At 57.3% G+C, this 17,834-nt stretch carries 18 protein-coding genes and 1 tRNA gene; 10 read left to right on the top strand and 9 right to left on the bottom strand.

What is annotated here, in order from left to right:
• The first annotated feature begins 33 nt into the window (after positions 1-33).
• The 3 genes from QP970_RS04265 to QP970_RS04255 are packed head-to-tail and all read left to right on the top strand — an operon-like array spanning position 34 to position 4,186.
• A complete protein-coding gene (locus tag QP970_RS04265; protein WP_284869703.1) occupies positions 34-1,467 on the top strand; it encodes an ABC transporter transmembrane domain-containing protein in 1,434 nt (477 codons plus the stop codon).
• The gene (locus tag QP970_RS04260) at positions 1,467-3,209 is read left to right on the top strand and encodes an ABC transporter ATP-binding protein (RefSeq protein ID WP_284869702.1); all 1,743 of its coding nucleotides are present in this window, start codon (positions 1,467-1,469) and stop codon (positions 3,207-3,209) included. Before QP970_RS04265 ends, QP970_RS04260 begins: the two co-directional genes overlap by 1 nt.
• Positions 3,206-4,186: a CE1 family esterase gene (locus QP970_RS04255; RefSeq protein WP_284849767.1), complete on the top strand. Its 981-nt coding sequence runs from the start codon at positions 3,206-3,208 to the stop codon at positions 4,184-4,186. The genes QP970_RS04260 and QP970_RS04255 overlap by 4 nt, the downstream gene beginning before the upstream one ends.
• On the opposite strand, the gene QP970_RS04250 is transcribed toward QP970_RS04255, so the two are convergent.
• Positions 4,183-5,433 (bottom strand): site-specific DNA-methyltransferase, encoded by a 1,251-nt coding sequence (locus tag QP970_RS04250; protein ID WP_284849766.1) that lies wholly within the window; start codon positions 5,431-5,433, stop codon positions 4,183-4,185. The two genes, QP970_RS04255 and QP970_RS04250, sit on opposite strands and share 4 nt — an antisense overlap.
• 161 nt (positions 5,434-5,594) lie before the next feature.
• Between QP970_RS04250 and QP970_RS04245 the strand changes: the two genes are divergently transcribed.
• The gene (locus tag QP970_RS04245; RefSeq protein ID WP_239268049.1) at positions 5,595-5,792 is read left to right on the top strand and encodes an antitoxin; all 198 of its coding nucleotides are present in this window, start codon (positions 5,595-5,597) and stop codon (positions 5,790-5,792) included.
• Positions 5,793-5,920: 128 nt separating this feature from the next.
• Here the strand turns inward: QP970_RS04245 and QP970_RS04240 are convergent, their stop codons facing one another.
• The 4 genes from QP970_RS04240 to QP970_RS04225 all read right to left on the bottom strand — a co-directional run bounded on the left by QP970_RS04240 (position 5,921) and on the right by QP970_RS04225 (position 9,432).
• Positions 5,921-6,538 carry a response regulator transcription factor gene (locus QP970_RS04240; RefSeq protein ID WP_284849765.1) on the bottom strand — a complete coding sequence of 206 codons (618 nt, stop codon included), beginning with the start codon at positions 6,536-6,538 and terminating at the stop codon, positions 5,921-5,923.
• A complete protein-coding gene (locus tag QP970_RS04235; protein ID WP_284869714.1) occupies positions 6,531-7,667 on the bottom strand; it encodes a sensor histidine kinase in 1,137 nt (378 codons plus the stop codon). Before QP970_RS04235 ends, QP970_RS04240 begins: the two co-directional genes overlap by 8 nt.
• Positions 7,667-8,422 carry an ABC transporter permease gene (locus QP970_RS04230; protein WP_284869713.1) on the bottom strand — a complete coding sequence of 252 codons (756 nt, stop codon included), beginning with the start codon at positions 8,420-8,422 and terminating at the stop codon, positions 7,667-7,669. Before QP970_RS04230 ends, QP970_RS04235 begins: the two co-directional genes overlap by 1 nt.
• 83 nt (positions 8,423-8,505) lie before the next feature.
• Positions 8,506-9,432, bottom strand: a complete 927-nt coding sequence (locus QP970_RS04225; RefSeq protein ID WP_035108509.1) for an ABC transporter ATP-binding protein — start codon at positions 9,430-9,432, stop codon at positions 8,506-8,508.
• Positions 9,433-9,528: 96 nt separating this feature from the next.
• Between QP970_RS04225 and QP970_RS04220 the strand changes: the two genes are divergently transcribed.
• Positions 9,529-10,098: a cadmium resistance transporter gene (locus QP970_RS04220; protein ID WP_284771852.1), complete on the top strand. Its 570-nt coding sequence runs from the start codon at positions 9,529-9,531 to the stop codon at positions 10,096-10,098.
• A 59-nt stretch (positions 10,099-10,157) separates the two neighbouring features.
• On the opposite strand, the gene QP970_RS04215 is transcribed toward QP970_RS04220, so the two are convergent.
• From QP970_RS04215 to QP970_RS04205, 3 genes are all read right to left on the bottom strand, one after another.
• A tRNA-Pro gene (locus QP970_RS04215) sits at positions 10,158-10,231 on the bottom strand.
• A 76-nt stretch (positions 10,232-10,307) separates the two neighbouring features.
• Entirely contained in the window at positions 10,308-10,706 is a 399-nt protein-coding gene (locus tag QP970_RS04210; RefSeq protein WP_284770696.1) for a YchJ family protein, read from the bottom strand.
• Positions 10,706-11,866, bottom strand: a complete 1,161-nt coding sequence (locus QP970_RS04205) for a bifunctional alpha/beta hydrolase/OsmC family protein (RefSeq protein WP_284796154.1) — start codon at positions 11,864-11,866, stop codon at positions 10,706-10,708. Before QP970_RS04205 ends, QP970_RS04210 begins: the two co-directional genes overlap by 1 nt.
• Positions 11,867-11,953: 87 nt before the next feature.
• Between QP970_RS04205 and secA2 the strand changes: the two genes are divergently transcribed.
• From secA2 to QP970_RS04180, 5 genes are all read left to right on the top strand, one after another.
• Positions 11,954-14,245 carry an accessory Sec system translocase SecA2 gene (gene secA2, locus QP970_RS04200; protein WP_284869701.1) on the top strand — a complete coding sequence of 764 codons (2,292 nt, stop codon included), beginning with the start codon at positions 11,954-11,956 and terminating at the stop codon, positions 14,243-14,245.
• Positions 14,246-14,330: 85 nt separating this feature from the next.
• Positions 14,331-14,765 (top strand): oxoglutarate dehydrogenase inhibitor Odhl, encoded by a 435-nt coding sequence (gene odhI / locus QP970_RS04195; protein ID WP_023022279.1) that lies wholly within the window; start codon positions 14,331-14,333, stop codon positions 14,763-14,765.
• Positions 14,766-14,865: 100 nt separating this feature from the next.
• Entirely contained in the window at positions 14,866-15,612 is a 747-nt protein-coding gene (gene ftsR, locus QP970_RS04190) for a transcriptional regulator FtsR (RefSeq protein WP_034659152.1), read from the top strand.
• Positions 15,613-15,650: 38 nt separating this feature from the next.
• Positions 15,651-16,244 carry a bifunctional nuclease family protein gene (locus QP970_RS04185; RefSeq protein WP_284869700.1) on the top strand — a complete coding sequence of 198 codons (594 nt, stop codon included), beginning with the start codon at positions 15,651-15,653 and terminating at the stop codon, positions 16,242-16,244.
• Between the two features lie 146 nt (positions 16,245-16,390).
• On the top strand, positions 16,391-16,954 hold the full coding sequence (locus QP970_RS04180; RefSeq protein WP_005282882.1) for a MerR family transcriptional regulator: 564 nt from the start codon (positions 16,391-16,393) through the stop codon (positions 16,952-16,954).
• A gap of 63 nt (positions 16,955-17,017) precedes the next feature.
• On the opposite strand, the gene QP970_RS04175 is transcribed toward QP970_RS04180, so the two are convergent.
• Positions 17,018-17,818, bottom strand: a complete 801-nt coding sequence (locus QP970_RS04175; RefSeq protein ID WP_284771856.1) for a vWA domain-containing protein — start codon at positions 17,816-17,818, stop codon at positions 17,018-17,020.
• Between the last annotated feature and the right edge of the window lie 16 nt (positions 17,819-17,834).

The following is a 17,834-nucleotide window of genomic DNA, read 5'->3' as shown; positions in this document are numbered from 1 at the left end:
TATCTAACCTACCGGGAATTAGAATGGCTTGTTATGGCAACACTTCCAGAACCATCAGATCGGCGGTGGTTGCTGAAGACTGTCTTCTCCCGGCCTGGGATGACCATTCCCGCTGTCGTGTGCATGGCTATCTCTTTTGTGCTCAATGGCACAACGCCGGTCATCGTGGGCTATGCCATCGATGAAGCGGTGGTGGAAGGATCAATCGGGCGACTGTGGTGGTGGCTTGCACTGCTGGTGCTAGCCTTCGCCGTAAATACCGTCACTGGGTGGTGTGGCCGCGGGCTCAACGCGCGCAGCATGCTGGTTATCGGCCACGACGTGCGCATGGCCATCACGGATCGGATTATGGATCCCAAAGGGATGGGCGGGCCGAAACGCACGCCAGGGGAGTTATTGGCCATTGCCTCAACCGATGCGACCCGTGTGCAGAATGCCGTGATGATGACGGTGTTCCCGGTGGCGGAGATTACGTCGATCATTTATGTCGCGGTGATGACCAGCCGGGTGAATGTGCCGCTAGGAGTGGCCATTTTATGCGGCGGCCCCATCGTGGTGTGGGGATCACTGCGCTCGGCTGGTCCCTTGCGCAAGCGCTCTGGTATCCGGCAAGAAGCATTGGGCCGGGCTAGCGCGACGGCGACGGATATTGTCCATGGCCTGCGCATTATTAAGGGAATCGGTGCGATAGGTTCCGTGCGTAAGCGTTATGCGGGCGATTCCGATGCCGCCTACGAGCGAACCGTTGAGGCCAATGCGGCGCAGGCTGGATTGAACGCTTCTACGGAGGCGCTCGGGTCCATCTATGTCATCGCCGTCGCGGTTGCTGCCGGCTATCTGGCGCTGGATGGGCAGATGAGCATTGGCGAGCTCATTATGGTAATTGGCCTTACCCAATTCATCATTACCCCAATGACCATGCTAGGAAGGAATATTGCCTCCCGGTGGGCCGCGGCGCAGGCGAGTGCGCAGCGAATCGTGGGCCTGCTGGGCGCTCCCGGGCTTCCCGAGGACGCCGCACCAGAGGTGCCGGCGCTGCGGCCGGGTATCACCGCTATCGATGGGCATGCTCCGGAAGGACTGCGGGATTTGCCCCGGGAGAAATTCATCGTCGTGCCACACGAGGTCATGCTGTTTACCGGAACCGTGCAGGATAATATTCATCCGGATGCGAGTACGGCCGCATGGGCGCTAGAGGTGGCAGCGGGTGAGGATATTCCAGGTGGGCTGGACCGCGCCGTGGGTGAGCGCGGAAACAACCTGTCCGGCGGCCAGCAGCAACGAGTCGCCCTTGCCCGCGCCATTGCCGCGGATCCAGAGGTGCTTATTCTCTCTGATCCCACCACCGCAGTCGATTCCGTGACCGAGCAAGAAGTAGCCCACCGCGTTGCGGACTTCCGGAAGGATAAACCCACCATTGTCTATACATCGGCGCCTGCGTGGCATGCAGTGGGGGTGGAATCTTAATGCGTTTTCCCACCGCCACGTGGCCACAGGTGCGAAAGGTTGTGGCGCAGCAGTTATCGCTGATTCCTCACGCGCGCCGTCGCGCCCTTATCGCCGTGGTGTTCTTGATAGCCGGGGCAGCAGCCAATGTCACCATCCCGATCCTGCTCGGCAAGATTGTTGATGCCGTGACGACAGGTACCAGCATCGCCCTCCTCGGAGCCCTGCTCATCGGGGTCGCGGGCGCGTCTGCCGCTTTATCGGCGGCGGGGTTCTATGTTCTGTCCCAGCTGACCGAGCGCGTCATCGCGTCCCTGCGCGACGATATGGTCTCTACGGCACTCGGCCTTCCCACGCACCGCGTCGAGGACGCAGGAACCGGGGATTTGGTATCGCGTTCTACCGATGACGTGGCGGAGCTTTCCGCCGCGGTTACTGAAACGGTCCCCGTGCTGGCAAAGTCCATTTTTGCCATTGCCTCAACGGCAGTAGCGCTGCTTACGGTGGATTGGCAATACCTCGTGGTTATTGTTGCCGTGACCCCGCTGTATTTCTTTGCCAGCCGGTATTACCTGCGGCGCGCCCCTGACCGATATGCCGCTGAGCGCGCCGCCATGGCGGACCGCGCCCGCAAGCTTTTGGAAGCGATCCACGGCAGGGATACGGTCCGTGCATTCCGCATGGAAAAGACGATGCACGATCGGATCGGGGCGGCTTCAACGCGTGTGGTGGAAGAAGGATATAACGCGCGCCGGACGATGATGGTGCTCCAGGCCCACCTCACCGGCATTGAGCTAGTCTTATTGGGCAGCGGTTTGGCGGTAAGCTTCTGGGTGGTGCAGGCCAATGCGCTTACCGTTGGCGCGGTCACCGCGGCGATGTTATTGCTCATTCGCCTGCGCGGTCCACTGATGGGGCTGATGCGCGTGCTCGATACGGTGCAATCTGGGTATGCCTCGTTGGCGCGCATCGTGGGCGTGGTCATCGATCCGCCCCAACCGGTGCCGGATAGCGGTGCACCGCGGGGCGATGGCAGCGTGGACATGCGCGATATTTCCTTCCGCTATAGCGATAACTCTTGGGCCGTCGAGGGCCTCAACCTTGCGATTAAGCCGGGTGAGACGGTTGCCCTCGTCGGGGCGTCTGGGGCGGGGAAGTCCACCGTGGCAGCGCTGCTTGCGGGCTTGCGCGTTCCGGATAAAGGCACCGTGCTTGTCGATGGCGTCGAGGTTGCCCTGCTTTCCGATGCCGAGCGTATCCAACGCCTTGCCCTCGTCTCCCAGGAAGTGCACGTCTTTTCTGGGAGTTTGCGTGAGGATCTTGCACTCGCGGCGCCACAAGCCACCGATGCGGAAATGGTTCAGGCGCTGCGCCAAGTGCAGGCTGACTGGTTCTTCGAACTGGAGGCAGGCCTCGATACCATCGTGGGCGCGCAAGGCATGCCGTTGGACCCGGTGGCGGCACAGCAATTGGCGCTTGCCCGGATCGTGCTGCTGGATCCCCGCATCATCATCTTGGACGAAGCCACGGCGGAAGCAGGCTCGGTGGGTGCTGAATCCTTAGAGGACGCCGCAGAATCAGTGATGGAGGGGCGCACCGCCTTGGTGGTTGCACACCGCCTGGATCAGGCCTCGCGTGCCGATGCCATCGTGGTCATGGATAATGGCCGGGTAGTAGAACAGGGTAGCCATGCAGAGCTGCTAAATTATGGGGGCCGTTATAAACAATTATGGGCCGCTTGGCAGAAGGGACGAACATCATGAGACGGAGGCCGGTGCGCGCTGCGTTGAGCACCGCAGTCTTGTGCTGCGTGGCGGCGCTGGGCGTGTCATGCGCAAATAACGAGGAAGAATCGGACTCGGGGGTACTCAGCGAAAGCACGCAATCGCACGGTTCGGCTGCCTCACAGCTCGGGATTCCTACCTCTGCGCCGCTCAGTGGCCCAGAACCCGGGTCCTATACGACGATTAACCTGCCGTCCGGGCGCTCCTTCATTCTTAGCGTGCCGGAAAATTATACGGCGCAGAAAGAATGGCCCGTAGTATTGGCTTTCCATGGCTGGGGGCAGTCAGCGGAAAACCTGCGCGGCTATTCCCGCCTCGATGCGGCACAAGCCATTACCGTCTTTCCCACGGGCAAGAAAAAGGCCTGGAGCCCCGCCCCGTACGCGGAAACCAGCGGGAGCGAGGACAAGAAATTCGTGCTCGATATCCTCGATTCCCTGCGCGCGACCTATAACGTCGATGATTCCCGGCTTTATGCCACCGGCATGTCCAATGGCGGCGGTTTTGCTGCCTACCTGGCCTGCCAGATGCCCGGCATCTTCCACTCGGTCGCCACCATTTCCGCTGCTTATTATGAAGATATCCTGAAAGACTGCGCCCATGAACCGGTAGGGCGCCTAGATATGCACGGTACCGATGACCCCGTCGTGGGCTATTACGGCGGGACCCGGCATAAGACCAAGTACTTCTCCGTCGAATCCGTCCTGGAGCAAGACCGCAAGCGCAATAAATGCTCGGAGAAGGTAGACACCAACCGCTTGGTCAATAATGCCCTCGATATGCATTGGAGGGGCTGCTCCGCACCGCTGGAGCATATCCGCATCGGTGGCGGCTCCCACGTGTGGCCGGGTGGTCTTGGAGACAAAAATAATGAAGTGGGAAAGTTCTTCGCCACTGACCGCGTGTTGGACTTCTTCGGCATTCCGGGCAGGCCCGACGGCACCCGCGAAACCTAGACCGCGCGGTAGGCCCGGAAAGAGGACCCGGGCACGGATCGCACGCGCTCTACGCAAATATCCGCGACGCTAAAAAAGCCTGCCCGGTGCGCCGAACTGTCCGGAGCGGTGGGCTCTGGAAATTGCACCAAGTGAAAGCTGCGCCCGCCCTTATCTTCTCGGTTGAGTTCGATGACCGCCTGCGCCGTGGTGCCTGAGCCTGCGAAAAAGTCGAGCACCCGGGCATCGGCCCCGCCGCCAATGGCGATGAGGTGCTTGATAAGGCGTACCGGCTTGGGGAACTCAAAGATTCCCTCCACGCCCATGACATCCTCTGCGTCGCGGCGTCCAGTGCGCGTTACGCCAAACCTTTGCCCATCGAGGATGGAACGCGGCCGCGCCCCTGTTTTTTGATAGTTCTTGGTGTAGACGAATCCGCGCCGAAAGACCAACTCATCGTAGCGTTTTTCCACCATGTCCTTGCCCCAGCGCCAGCGCGCTACCCGGCTGTGGCCATCCGGTTGGTCCGGCCAGTGTTGCGTGCCATCGGGCGAGGCAATGGGAAAATCCAGCGATGGCAGGTACCCCAGGGTCTTAGAATCAAGGCGCACCAAGGAGTATTTGCCACGTTCATCCTCGTGGTTATATTTGGTGCTCGTATAACCCCCAGCATCTACATTGAATCCGGGGTTATCCGGGTTCTTGGCATAGCAGAGGATGTATTCGTGTTCTACCACCGCATACTTGGAATCGTTTTTCCCAGTGCCGGCCTTTTTCCAAATAAGTTGCCCGGCATAGCAGCCCTCGCCAAAAACCTCGTCTAAAACCTTGCGGGTATTAGCGGCCTCGTCCTCTCCGATGGAGACGAATATAAAGCCGTTCTCCGCCAAGACGCGCCGCGCCAAGATGAGCCGTGGCAACATCATGGACAGCCACTCGGCGTGCCACTGGGCATAGCTGCCGGAATTTACCTCGCGTCGCGCCCGGTAATTATCGCGGTAGACAAAGTCTCGGCCGGTGTTATACGGCGGGTCGATGTAGATGACATCGAAGGTCTCGCCCGTGGAAGCCCAGTGCTGTAGAACCGGCAGGTTATCGGCCAAGTGGATGCTATTGGGAGAGTCGGTCACGCTGCTTAACGCAGCATCGAGCTCGAACTCGGCGGCTAGGGGAGTCTCTGCCGCAGCGCGGGCAGCTTGCTTGCCAGGCCATACCAGACCAAAGAATTCCGCGGAGTTGCAGTCTGCACTAGGGCTGGTGTGGATCATTTATTGCCTTTTCCGTGCGAGCTGGTCATTGGTCTCATTAACGCTATCACTTTAAAACTTCTGGCCACCTTTGGTGGCGAAGTCCCGGCAGTGTCATTATCGTGGGCAGTGTTGCCTCGCACGGCAATGGTTAGATGAAGTAAACAACGAAAGGATTAGCAATGGGTATCTTTGACAAGGCAAAGGAAGCACTGAACTCCGAAAAGGGCGAGGAAGTTACCAAGGAAGGTTTGGACAAGGCCGAGGATTTTGCCAAGGACAAGCTGGGCGAGGACAAGGCAGACCAGGTAGACAAGGCCCGCGATGTCATTGATGACAAGCTCGGCACCAATAACGACGGTGACGACGAGAACAAGTAGTTCTCGCCCTAATTTCTAATTAAATATCGCTTAAGCCCCGTTCCAGACAGGAGCGGGGCTTAAGCTTATGTCTGTGGCCGATTTTTCTGAAATACGCGGTCCGATTGGGCTGGTGCAAAACGCGCTTTTTAAATCCAGCCCTGAGTTTGGGCTTTCGTCGCAGCCTCGTAGCGATTATTTGCATCGGTTTTTGTCATGATACTGGACACGACGTTGCGTACACTGCCTGGACTAAGATGCACTTTGCGCGCCAGTTCTGAGGAAGTCACCCCAGATAATAAAAGTCCCGCGATTTCTCGTTCCCGGGGTGTGAGCGGGTTGTCTGGGGTAAAAAGACTCTCTCGTGCCAGGGCAGGATCGATTACCCGCAGCCCAGCCTTTACTCGGCGAATTGCCTCCGCGAGTTGTTCTGGTGGAGTGTCTTTGACTATGAACCCAGCGATGTTGGCATCAATAGCACGTTTTACATAGCCGCCGCGGCCAAAAGTAGTAACGATGAGACATTTGCATGGGCTGCTGGAGAGTTCTTCAGCTACGTCTAGACCGCTCTTTCCAGGCATTTCAATATCAAGAAGAGCTACCTCCACATTGTGCTTGGCGACGAGCCTCGCAACCTCGTTGCCCGTTGCGCATTGAGCAACTACATCAATGTCTGGTTCGGTAGCTAGGAGAGCAGCAAGGGCTCCGCGAACCAATGATTGATCCTCTGCGATAAGGATACGGATGGGTGGAGATGCATCAGCCATCGGAACCAATTTCACTGTCCAAGGGTAGTAATTCGGTATCACCGTTCATAGTAATCAGCGCTACGGTGCGATCGTCCTTCCTCATAATAATCAACTTTCCGCCGCTTTCCTCTATTCGCTTGTGAAGCCCGTGTAGCCCGCCACTTTGGTACTGCTTTTTCGGATCGAAGCCGCAACCATCATCTACGACTTGGAGCTTATTCTGGGATATGCTTACCCAACAGTGCTCTGCTCCTGAGTGGCGAATAATGTTAGTGGTGAGCTCACGTAATGTCCAGGAAAAGGCGGCGTCATAAAGTCCTACGGCTTGGACGTTGGCAGGAAGATGCGCTTGAATCCCTGTAGTATCGAACGCTCGCCGTGCTGCCTGAACTTCTCCCTCGAAGGTCGGCATGCGCATCCGGGTAACTGTGGAGCGGACTTCTGCCAAACTCTTACGGGAAAGGTCACTTATTTCTTGAAGCTCGTTTCGAGCTCGAGTTGGATCTACGTCTACTAACCGCTGTGCCAACTCAGATTTTAAATTGATGACGGTAAGCGAGTGACCGAGCAAATCGTGAACGTCGGTGGCAATGTCTTCGCGTTGGCGAGCGAGATCAAGCTGATGCTCTAAATCCGTGCGGGAGTCTTCCCTTTGAGACATTGTGCCTAGCATCACCAGCAAGATTGGCCAGCCGAATATCACAATGAATGTCCCTAAGAGGTCTTGCGAATCGACGCTCCATAAGGCACCTGTGACTACGAGTCCGGTAAGAAGTACCCATAATAATGCCCGGCGCAGTGGTAATTGAAACCCGAGGAATGCAGCTAGATAGGGCACAAATGTGGTGGCATAAACTCCAAAGAAGGGTATGGCGATAAGCGCTATGAGCGCTAAGGCAGACCACCGAGCGGCCAAGCGATAACGTAAGTTCCAGCCCCGCGGGTAGTAATTCACCGAACCAAAGCTGAAGAAATATACGGCGCTGAAAGCGATAACACAGGCAGTGGATCCTAGGCGCTGCGTAGCGTCCACACCAGGCTGAGCGAAATTCAGAATTAAGCTGAAGAACAGAAATATAAGCCAAACGCTGGCAAACACCGCATTATTTGTAGCGAATCCCGTAAAGGGCGAGTGGAATGAATTCATTACATTCGTGATTTGTCGCGGTGGAGCAGCGCTGCGCAGGCTCCGACGAAAATTGCGGTCCATACGGCGAAGTTTAGTCCCGCGCTCCACAGGGAATGGTTAACCGTTCCATCGGCGTCATTGAGCAGTTGCATCCCTTCTGCCAATGGCCATTGAGCCAACACGACAGGGCCAAAAAGGGGTGTAAAGCGGCCAAACGCCATAAGTGAGGAAGATAGAGGGATAAAGACATTGGCGGCGAACAGCAGGAGGACAATAGAGGAAGAAGCAATGGCCACGGAGTTATCCGTCGGTAAAGCAAGTGCCCATATCATTCCATATAAGCCAAAGGGAATAGAGACAATAGCGCAAGCAAGAAAGGACAAAGCCCACTGGTGGGGCTCCATGTCGGCTTTAGTTAATGCACCGGTGAGAAACACTGCCGTAATGGGTAGTAGAGCTTGCAATGCTATGGATGTGATATTCGCCCAGAGGATTCGGTGAGGGCGCAGCGGAGTAAGCGCTAGTTGGCGTCTCCAACCGGATCGAGCATCAGTGACTGAAGAAGCGGCAGCTCCCACTGCACCGGCGACGCCGCCGTACAGGGCCATGCTGATCATTTGGAGAGCTGCAAATTTACCGGTGTGAATGGGAAGGCTGCCAACGTCCATTAGTGTGCCGAAAAGTAGATAGAAAAATACCGGCAAAATGGTGGTGAAAAATAGCGGGGCGAGGTTGCGGCGCAGCCGGAGGAAATTGTACCCAGCAAAACGCATTGTGTTACTCAACGCAGGCGCGGTGGAACTATTAGACATGGTTGGAATCTTTCGTTTGGGGGGCTGGCGGGAGGAGAATTGGATTAGTTGTGCTCATCGGTGAGAGCGAGGAAAGTATTTTCCAGACTATGAGCGCTAATGGTGAGGTCATAGGCGCCTGTGTGGTTAAGAAGATGACGGGCCAGTGAATCCGAATCTGAGGTAGTCATTTGAATGTGATCTCCAGTGCGGGTGACTTCGGTAACGCCTGGTAGCGCACTCATTGGAGGGATACTGCCGTCAAATTGGGCCGTAATTCTTCGGACCTCGCCGCGGCTACGTATGTCAATTACCTTGTCATCGGCCACAACTTCCCCTTTGTGCAAAAGCACTATCCTTTCAGCAAAATTGTCCGCTTCTTCGAGATAGTGTGTCGCGAAGAAGATGGTCCGCCCGAGCTCAGCCTGGTGCTGCATGGACGCCCAAAAGTCCCGGCGAGCGCCTGGATCCATACCGGCAGTCGGCTCGTCAAGGATGAGTATCTGTGGGTCACCCAGGAGCGCAAGCGCGAAACGAAGACGTTGTTGCTCGCCGCCGGAGCACTTGCCCACTCGTCGAGACAATATCGGTTCTAAGTTGGTGTGATGTGCGACCTCGCCAATGTCTAGGGGCTGGGCAAAGGTAGCGGAAATCATCTTTAAGGTATCGCTTACGGTGAGCTCGGGGAGAAGACCTCCGGATTGGAGCACCGCTGCTAGCTGTGTGTTGTTGATCGCTTCCTGGGGGCTTTTGCCTTGGACTGTAATAGCGCCGGAAGAAGGTTCGGTAAGGCCCAAGATAAGGTCAATGAGTGTGGACTTTCCAGCGCCGTTGGAACCTAACAACGCTACGATTTCTCCGGTGGCGATGGAGACTGATACGTCATTCAGTGCTCGCACTGAATGCGAGGAGTTCGCTGCGAAGACTTTTTCTACGTCGCGTACCTCAATCGCTGTTGAGGAACCTGAGTTAGGGATACGTGTAGTTTTCATGTCTTGCACTTAACTACGTTTGCGCTTTTAATAACAGGGGTCGTGTCACGAAGTTTCCATGACAATTGTCATCGGTGGATACGTTAAGCTGATTAGGTGATTACTACTCTCGCATCCGCAATCGTCTTATTCATCGTCACCAATATCGACGATATCGTTGTTCTCTCGCTATTCTTTGCCCGTGGCGCGGGCAGGAAGGGCACGACCAAAGCCATCCTTTTGGGCCAGTACCTGGGATTTTTGGGAATCCTCGCGGTCTCTGTAGCACTCGGTCTGGGACTTAGCGCCATTCTTCCGGAAGACTGGATACGCTTTTTCGGGCTTATTCCCTTAGCCATTGGTATCTGGGCAGCCTGGGAGGCTTTTCGTGGGGAAGACGACGATGACGTTTCTGGAAAGAAGCTCAGTATCGCTGCGGTAGCCGGGGTCACCTTTGCCAATGGCGGCGATAATATCGGTGTGTACTTGCCGGTATTTACCACGTCTTCGCCCGCAGATATCGCGGTGTACTGCGTCGTATTCCTCGTCTTGGTCGCAGGCCTTGTAGCGGCGGCGAAATTTGTGGCCACACGGCCAGCCGTAGCAGAAGCACTAGAGAAGTGGGAGAGCGTTTTATTCCCCACGGTGCTTATACTGCTTGGTCTCGCCATCCTATTTGCGGTGTAGGCGAGGCACACAGAAAATCCCACGGCCGTGAAGTAAATCCATAGCCGTGGGATAATTTGTCGGGCTAACAGGATTTGAACCTGCGACCCCTACACCCCCAGTGTAGTGCGCTACCAAACTGCGCCATAGCCCGGCGTCGCATTATTTGTTGCGACTGCCCTAGATTACATCAGGATAATTCCACAGTGAAATCAAGGCCATGACCTGCATCAAAGCTCGCCGGTGGAATAGACCCATGCGCCATTCAGGCGCCGGAAAGACGATCGCTCCCGCTGGGAGCCCACTGCCTCGCCCTTGTAGAAGGCCTCAAATTCCACGATGCCTTCATCGTCTACAAGACCACCGCCTTCGGTATCGAGGATATCGAGGCGGTAGAACCGGATGGGGGAGTCAGCCAAGTCCAATGAGCTCGGCCGAGTCACCGGATCCCAGGTGCGCAGGAGGTAGTCCTCATCGCCGCTGACGAAGGCGCTAAAGCGTGACCGCATCAAGGCCTCGGCTGTGGGAGCTTTGGCACCGGCATGGTACTTGCCGCAGCATTCGCCAAAGCTCAGCCCGCTCGTGCAGGGGCAGCGGCGGGAATCGGCGATGGGATTGAGGGCCACCATTAGTTGGAGTCCACGATATCGGTGATGGTGGCGCCGGCGGCCATGCGCTCGACATCGGTATCACGCGCGGCTGCGCGCAGTGCATCGATATCGGAATCGCTCAAGGAGCCTTTTAGTTCGATGCGGCGCTCGAAGGAGGTGGTACCGGTCTGGGTGATGGATACGTGGACATCGTCAAGCGCAAGCTTCTTGCCGGCCTCCTTGATGGCCTGGGTGGAGGCAGCTGCCAAGGCCGACATGAGCAGGCCGGTTGCGGTAAAGCCCTTGCCCTTGCCGCCTTCCTTTTTGGTGCGGTCCGCGGTCACGGAGTGATCATTGTGGCGCACCACGACGCCGAACTTGGTGCCGGTAGCGGGACGGGCAACGGCGGCGTCGGTGCCCACTTCCTCGGGCTCATAGTCGGGAACAATAAATTGCTGGGACCAGGCACCGATCAGATCAGCGGCGCGGGCTGCGGTTCCCTGCTTGGTGAGCAGGTGATCGGCCTTATCCAGCGAAACGAGGGATTTGGGGTAGCGGGTCATGCGGAAGATATTTTGCGCATTGTCGATGCCCACCGTCTGATCGATGGGGGAATGCAGGGACAAGAGGGGCTTGCGCAACCGCGGTAGGTATTCTTCCGGATTGGTTTCTGCCAGATCCTCCAGGAATTTACGCGAAATGGTCAGGGCCCTGCCTCCCAAGACGACCTCGACCTCGCCATTAGCGTCTACCTCGCCGATCTTATCCGCGTAGTGCAGCACGGAGTGCGCGGGATCGAAGGGGGCGCCGATGGTGGCCACGGCGCGAATCTTTTTCATTGCCGTGGCGGCCTTGACCACCGCTGCGCCGCCCAAGGAGTGACCAATGAGCATCTGTGGTGCGGAATAGTGTTCTTCTAGCCAGTCCGCGGCGGTGCGGATATCGTCGACATTCTGGTTAAATGTGGTGTCCGCGAACTCGCCTTCTGATTGCCCCAAACCGGGAAAATCAAAGCGCAAGGTGGCGATACCGAATTCCGTTAATTGCTTCGAGGTGCGGGCCGCGCCAGGGGTATGGCGCGAGCCGGCAAAGCAATGCGCGAAGACGGCGAAGGCGAGAGGGGGAGCATCAGGAAAGTCGATGGTTCCTGCCATCTCGGTTCCTCGGCTGGACGGCAGCTTAACATTGACGGATTGCATGGCACCTACAATAACGGCCCCATAGGTTCCAAGCCAGATGAGGTTGACTAGAGTCGTAGGCAGCCAGCCCCTAAAGGAGGAATTGTCGTGGGAGCATTCGATTGGTTCTGGAAAGCGATGGGCTCGCAAAGCGAGCGAAACGATAAGAAATCCAAGGCCATCGTGGATGAAGCTCGCTCCGCCGCGGAGAAATTCGCGCAGAGCGACGATGCTGCCGTGGCCCAAGCCGCCCGCGATGCGGTGCGCGGCGGCGAGGTCGCAGACAAGGCCCAATTCCTGGGTGCCCTTGCCGTCGCGTGTGAACGCACCCTGGGCCTGCACCCATTCACCGTGCAATCGCAGGCGGTACTGCGACTGCTTACCGGCGATGTCATTCAAATGGCTACCGGTGAGGGCAAGACTCTCGTTGGCGCGATGGCCGCAACGGGTTTCGCGCTGACTGGAAAGCGCGTCCACGTCGTGACGGTCAATGACTATCTGGCCAGCCGCGATGCCGAATGGATGCGGCCTGTCGTGGAATTTTTTGGGCTGCAGGTAGCCTCCGTCACGGAGGGCATGAGCGCGGATGAGCGCCGCGCAGCCTATGTGCAGAATATTATTTATTCCCCGGTCAATGAATTGGGATTTGACCTATTGCGCGATAACCAGATCACCGAACGCGCACAGACGGTGCAGGCGCCTGGCGATGTCGCCTTGGTGGACGAGGCCGATTCCGTCCTAGTGGATGAGGCCCTCGTGCCCCTGGTTCTGGCAGGAAATCGCCCCGGTGAAGCTCCCACGGGGCAAATTACCAATGTGGTCTCCCGCCTCCGAGAGAACCACGAGTACGTCATCTCAGATGACGGGCGCACGGTGCAGCTTACCGATGTCGGCGCAGCCCGCGTAGAGCGAGAGCTCGGCATCGATTCCCTTTATTCCGAGGACAATATCGGCACCGTCCTCGTCAAGGTCAACTTGGCGCTGCACGCAAAGGCGCTGTTGATACGCGATATTCACTACATCGTGGTGGACGGCAAGCTGCAGCTTATCGATGCCTCCCGTGGTCGCGTCGCCGATCTGCAACGCTGGCCCGACGGGCTGCAGGCAGCGGTAGAGGCCAAAGAGGGCTTGGAAGTCTCTGAGGGCGGGCGCATCCTCGATACGATTACCCTGCAAGAACTCATGCGACGGTACCCGCTGGTCTGTGGAATGACGGGTACTGCGGTAGAGGCCACCGACCAGCTGCGGCAATTTTATGACCTGCACGTTTCCGTTATCGATCGGAATAAGCCACTGCAGCGCTTCGATGAACAAGATCGCATTTTTGCCACCATAGGGGAGAAGTCAGCGGCCATCGTCGAAGAAATTGCCCACCTGCACGAAGCCGGTCAACCAGTGCTTGTGGGAACCCAAGACGTTGCGGAATCAGAAAATTTGGCGGAGGCCTTGCGCGATCGCGATATCGAAGTCAACGTGCTCAACGCCAAAAATAACCGCGAAGAGGCACAGATTGTCGCCGAAGCCGGCGATATTGGGCGGGTAACCGTCTCCACACAAATGGCCGGCCGCGGTACCGACATCAAGCTCGGTGGTGCCGATGAGGCCGACCACGATGAGGTGGCCGAACGCGGCGGCCTTGCCGTGATCGGAACCTCTCGGCACCGCACCGCGCGGCTCGATAACCAGCTGCGCGGGCGTGCAGGGCGCCAAGGGGACCCAGGCTTGGCGCTATTTTTCGTCTCCCTGGAAGATGATGTGGTGCAACAAGGCGGAGCTGGGGAAAAGGTCAGCGCGCAACCTGGCCCTAGCGGGCTCATCGAATCCAAACGAGTGCAGGACTTTGTCGCCCATTGTCAGCGGGTAACAGAGGGCCAATTGCTAGAAATTCACGCGCAAACCTGGAAGTATAACCAGCTCTTGGCGGACCAGCGCATCATCATCGATAAGCGCCGTGCAGCGCTATTGGATACAGACCAAGCGTGGCAGGAACTTGCCGAGCGCGCCCCAGAGCGGGCGAGCGAGCTTGCGGATATCCCGGAGGCGGCGCGCACCCAGGCAGCGCGCGAAATCATGCTGTATCACCTGGACATGGGCTGGGCCGATCACCTCGAGCTGCTCGATGATGTGCGCGAATCCATTCACCTGCGCGCCATCGCGCGCGAGACCCCAATTGACGAATATCACCGCATCGCGGTGCGCGAATTTAAGGACTTGGCGCAGCGGGCGGTAGATCAGGCCGTAGAGACCTTCAGGCAGGTGCCTATTGACGCCGAGGGGGCACACCTAGCAGACTCTGGGTTGAACCGTCCAAGCGCAACGTGGACCTATATGGTCTCTGATAACCCCCTTGCGGGGCAGGGAAATTCCGTGTTGAGCGGCATCGGAAACATTTTCCGGTGAAATAATTGCCCACTGAGAGATCAAAGACTCGGTAGAGTCGCTATTATTGGTATAAGTAACTCAAAACTAATCCCCGGAGGTAACAATGAGCGAGAACACCGGAACCCCGGAACCACAGGTGGAGACCACCTCTGTATTCCGCGCTGACCTGCTCAAGGAAATGGAAAATGGCACCAAGGGAACCGAGACCTCTGCGGTAGGTACGGAAAACTTGGAGGACGGCCAGGCGTTGCTTGTAGTCAAGCGCGGCTCCAATGCCGGTGCCCGCTTCCTGCTGGATCAGGACACCACCACGGCAGGGCGCCACCCAGAGGCAGATATCTTCCTGGATGATGTCACCGTCTCCCGCCGCCACGCTGAATTCCGCAAGAATGATGACGGCCAATTCGAGGTAGTAGACGTGGGATCCCTGAACGGCACCTACGTCAACCGCGAGCCGCGTAACTCGCAGGTGCTCGAGGTGGGAGATGAGATTCAGATCGGTAAATTCCGCCTCGTCTTCATCACCAAGCAGGACTAAAACCGCAGCAGACAAGCCGTTTTGCCGTACTTGGTTAAAGCGGTTTAGTCTCCTTTTTATATCCAACGACTACTGAGACACTTTTAAAGAGATAGACACAGTGAGCGCAGCAGAATCCGCGGCGGCATCAGCTCGCCGCAAAAGCCCGAACACGAAGAAGGCTAAGACCATGTCCATTGGCGTGGTCTTAGAAACGCTGAATCAGCAGTTCCCTGATGTCACTGTGTCTAAAATCCGCTTCCTCGAGTCAGAGGGGCTAATTTCTCCCCAGCGCACTGCCTCCGGCTACCGCCGGTTCACGCAGGAAGACGTGGATAGGTTGCGCTATATCTTGACCACCCAGCGGGATAATTACACCCCGCTTAAGGTTATCCGCGAGCAGCTGGAAGCGATGGATTCTGGCCAGGTCACCGCCATTGTTTCTGCTGGCAATGCGGAGACCTTGCTGTCCCCGCAACAGTTCAAAGCACCCGCGGTAACGCGCTTGACCGATGCCGAGGTAGCAGAGCAAGCCGGAGCATCCGAGGCGGATATTGCCACCTTTATCAAGGACAAGCTCATTAAGCCGGATGCCGCGGGATTTTTCAATACCGACGACGTGGCCATTGCTTCTGCCGCGGTAGCGTTGCAGGCCTTCGGCTTTAGCGCTAGCCAGCTGAAGTCCCTGCGCAATAGCGCACGCCGCCAAGCAGATTTGATTTCGCAGGTTGCGGCCCCCGTAGCGCACTCGAATTCCGATACCGCTCACCAGCAGGCAGAAGAACTGTCCCAGCAGATGACGGCGCTAGTGGTTTCTTTGCATGCCACCTTGGTAAAGACGGATTTGCGCCACGAATTTAACGGCTAACTCACCATGGCTGCCTCCCATGTGGGAGAGTGGTAGCTATGAGTGATGTAACCCTTGAATTTCACGGCATTCACCAGCTTGGGCCAGAAGATGATGTCTGCGCACTGCTGCGTTGGCCCGAAGACAATCGCCTCATTCCCGTCTGGCTTTCGGCCGTAGACGGAATCCAATTGGCTACCGTTTTTGCTGACCAGCGCCCGAACCGCCCCACGACCCACGATCTTCTGTGCGAGGTCTTGGAGGCTGCAGGTGGCGTCGAGGCCATCGAGATTGTCAACCACCATCAAGGCACCTTCATGGTGGATATTCAGACCGCGCAAGGTGAAGTTTTTGATGCGCGTGTAAGCGATGCCTTGGCGGTAGCCGAGTACTTTAAGGTGCCCATCGTTGCCGAATCTGCGCTCTTGGCGCAGGTATCCGTCTTCGCCAGCGAGGAGGACATCAAGGAATACTTCGACCTCGAGCTTCCTACCCCCACACAGGACTGGGAAGACAGCGATGCCTCCTCCGCCGAGGAAAGCACCTCTGCATCCGGAAACGCGCAGGCCGATGCCGATTTCGAAGAGATGATGCGCAGCCTTGGCATGGATGAATCCGATTTCCACACGGGGGAAGAAGACAAAAAAAATTAATGACACGCGTGTGACTAATGGTGACAATGTGGTTTTTAAAGTCTAAAGTTGTACTCGAAGGTTAAGCAAGCACCGCTTGACGGGGGTGTGCGCTTGGCATTTAATTGATCTTTAGAGCTTCCAACAAACCCCATTGGAGTAATTACGTGAGCATCACCGAGGACACTCAGTCCGAGTCCCAGTACGTCCAAGAATCCCTCTTTGATGTGGGACCGGACGAAGAAGTGGGGTACCGCGTGCCCATCGCCTGCCAGGTTGCTGGCATCACCTATCGCCAGTTGGACTACTGGGCACGCACCAACTTGGTCAACCCCTCCATTCGCACCGCCCGCGGCTCGGGTTCACAGCGCCTTTATTCTTTCAAGGACGTCTTGGTCCTCAAGATTGTCAAGCGCCTGCTCGACACCGGCATTTCCCTGCAGAATATCCGTTTGGCCGTGGAATCGTTGCATGACCGCGGCGTTAACGATTTGGCTGAGCTCACCCTCGTCTCTGATGGCACTACCGTGTACGAGTGCCGCTCCAATGATGAGGTCATTGACCTTCTCGCCGGCGGGCAGGGTGTCTTCGGCATCGCAGTGCCGGGAATCTTGAAGGAACTGTCCGGCACGATTACGTCCTTCCCCGCAGAGCGCATCGAGGAATTGCCCGATGACAACGTGGTTGGCTTGGATGAGCTCGCCGCTCGCCGCAACCGCAAGAGTTCCTAAGTCCTCTTAATAAGTTCTCCCTCCAGACCCCAGCTCACGGGGGTGGAGGGAGAACTTTTTTGTTTAAACCCCAGCGGCCTTATCCATCGCGGCGTTGAGGTCCTCCTGCGTACCCGCATCGACGCTAGTGAAGTTGTCAGCGGCGTTCTTTAGCTGTTCATCGATAGCCCCTGGGCCCACGTGGACGACGGATAGCTCTACGTTGTCTGACTTCGCGCCGTCAAGAGCGGCGGCAAACTGGGCATCGTCCATATCGAGCTCGGTGCCCGTTGTCACGAGGAGCACCCGTGCCTTCCGGTTGGTACCGGCGGCCTGATCCGCAGCGGTGTTCAGCGCGGCAATTGTGGCGCTGCGCGATTGCGGCACCCCACCGGTGCCGAATGCCGCGAGCGTATCCGGAACCGCAGCGCCATTGCCGAATCCGAGGTTATCGCGGTAACCCACCGACGCGGCCTCCGAAATGGGGGACGAATAGTTCCACAAGGCTACCTGGCTATTGTTGTCACTCAATTTTTCCGCGGTGCCAGATAGCGCCTGTTGCGTTGCATCAAACATCGCGGTCATATTCGCAGAAGTATCAACGAGCAGGAGAGTATTGGGGGCCATCTCCACGGTGGAAGAGGAAGCCGAGCCCGAAGCCTCTTCGCCGTCGTCCGGCGTACTCGGAGCGGAGGAGGAGACTCCTGGGCTGCTTTCCACAGGGGATTGGGACGCGGTTTCTGCGGCCGTAGGCTCTCCAGAGTCATCCCCAGCGCGCAACAGGAAAATCAACGGTGCGATGACGGCAAGGATTGCGATGATGATAACCGCGATAACCCAGCCAGCTAGTGCGAATCTGTTTTCCCCGTTTGAGTGCCGTGCCATGTAGTGCCTTTCTCCA

This window comes from Corynebacterium sp. MSK073, assembly GCF_030232085.1.
In the GTDB taxonomy this organism is placed as follows: domain Bacteria; phylum Actinomycetota; class Actinomycetes; order Mycobacteriales; family Mycobacteriaceae; genus Corynebacterium.
The sequence above is the reverse complement of the archived record's forward strand: the minus strand, read 5'-3'. Positions and strand labels throughout refer to the sequence as shown.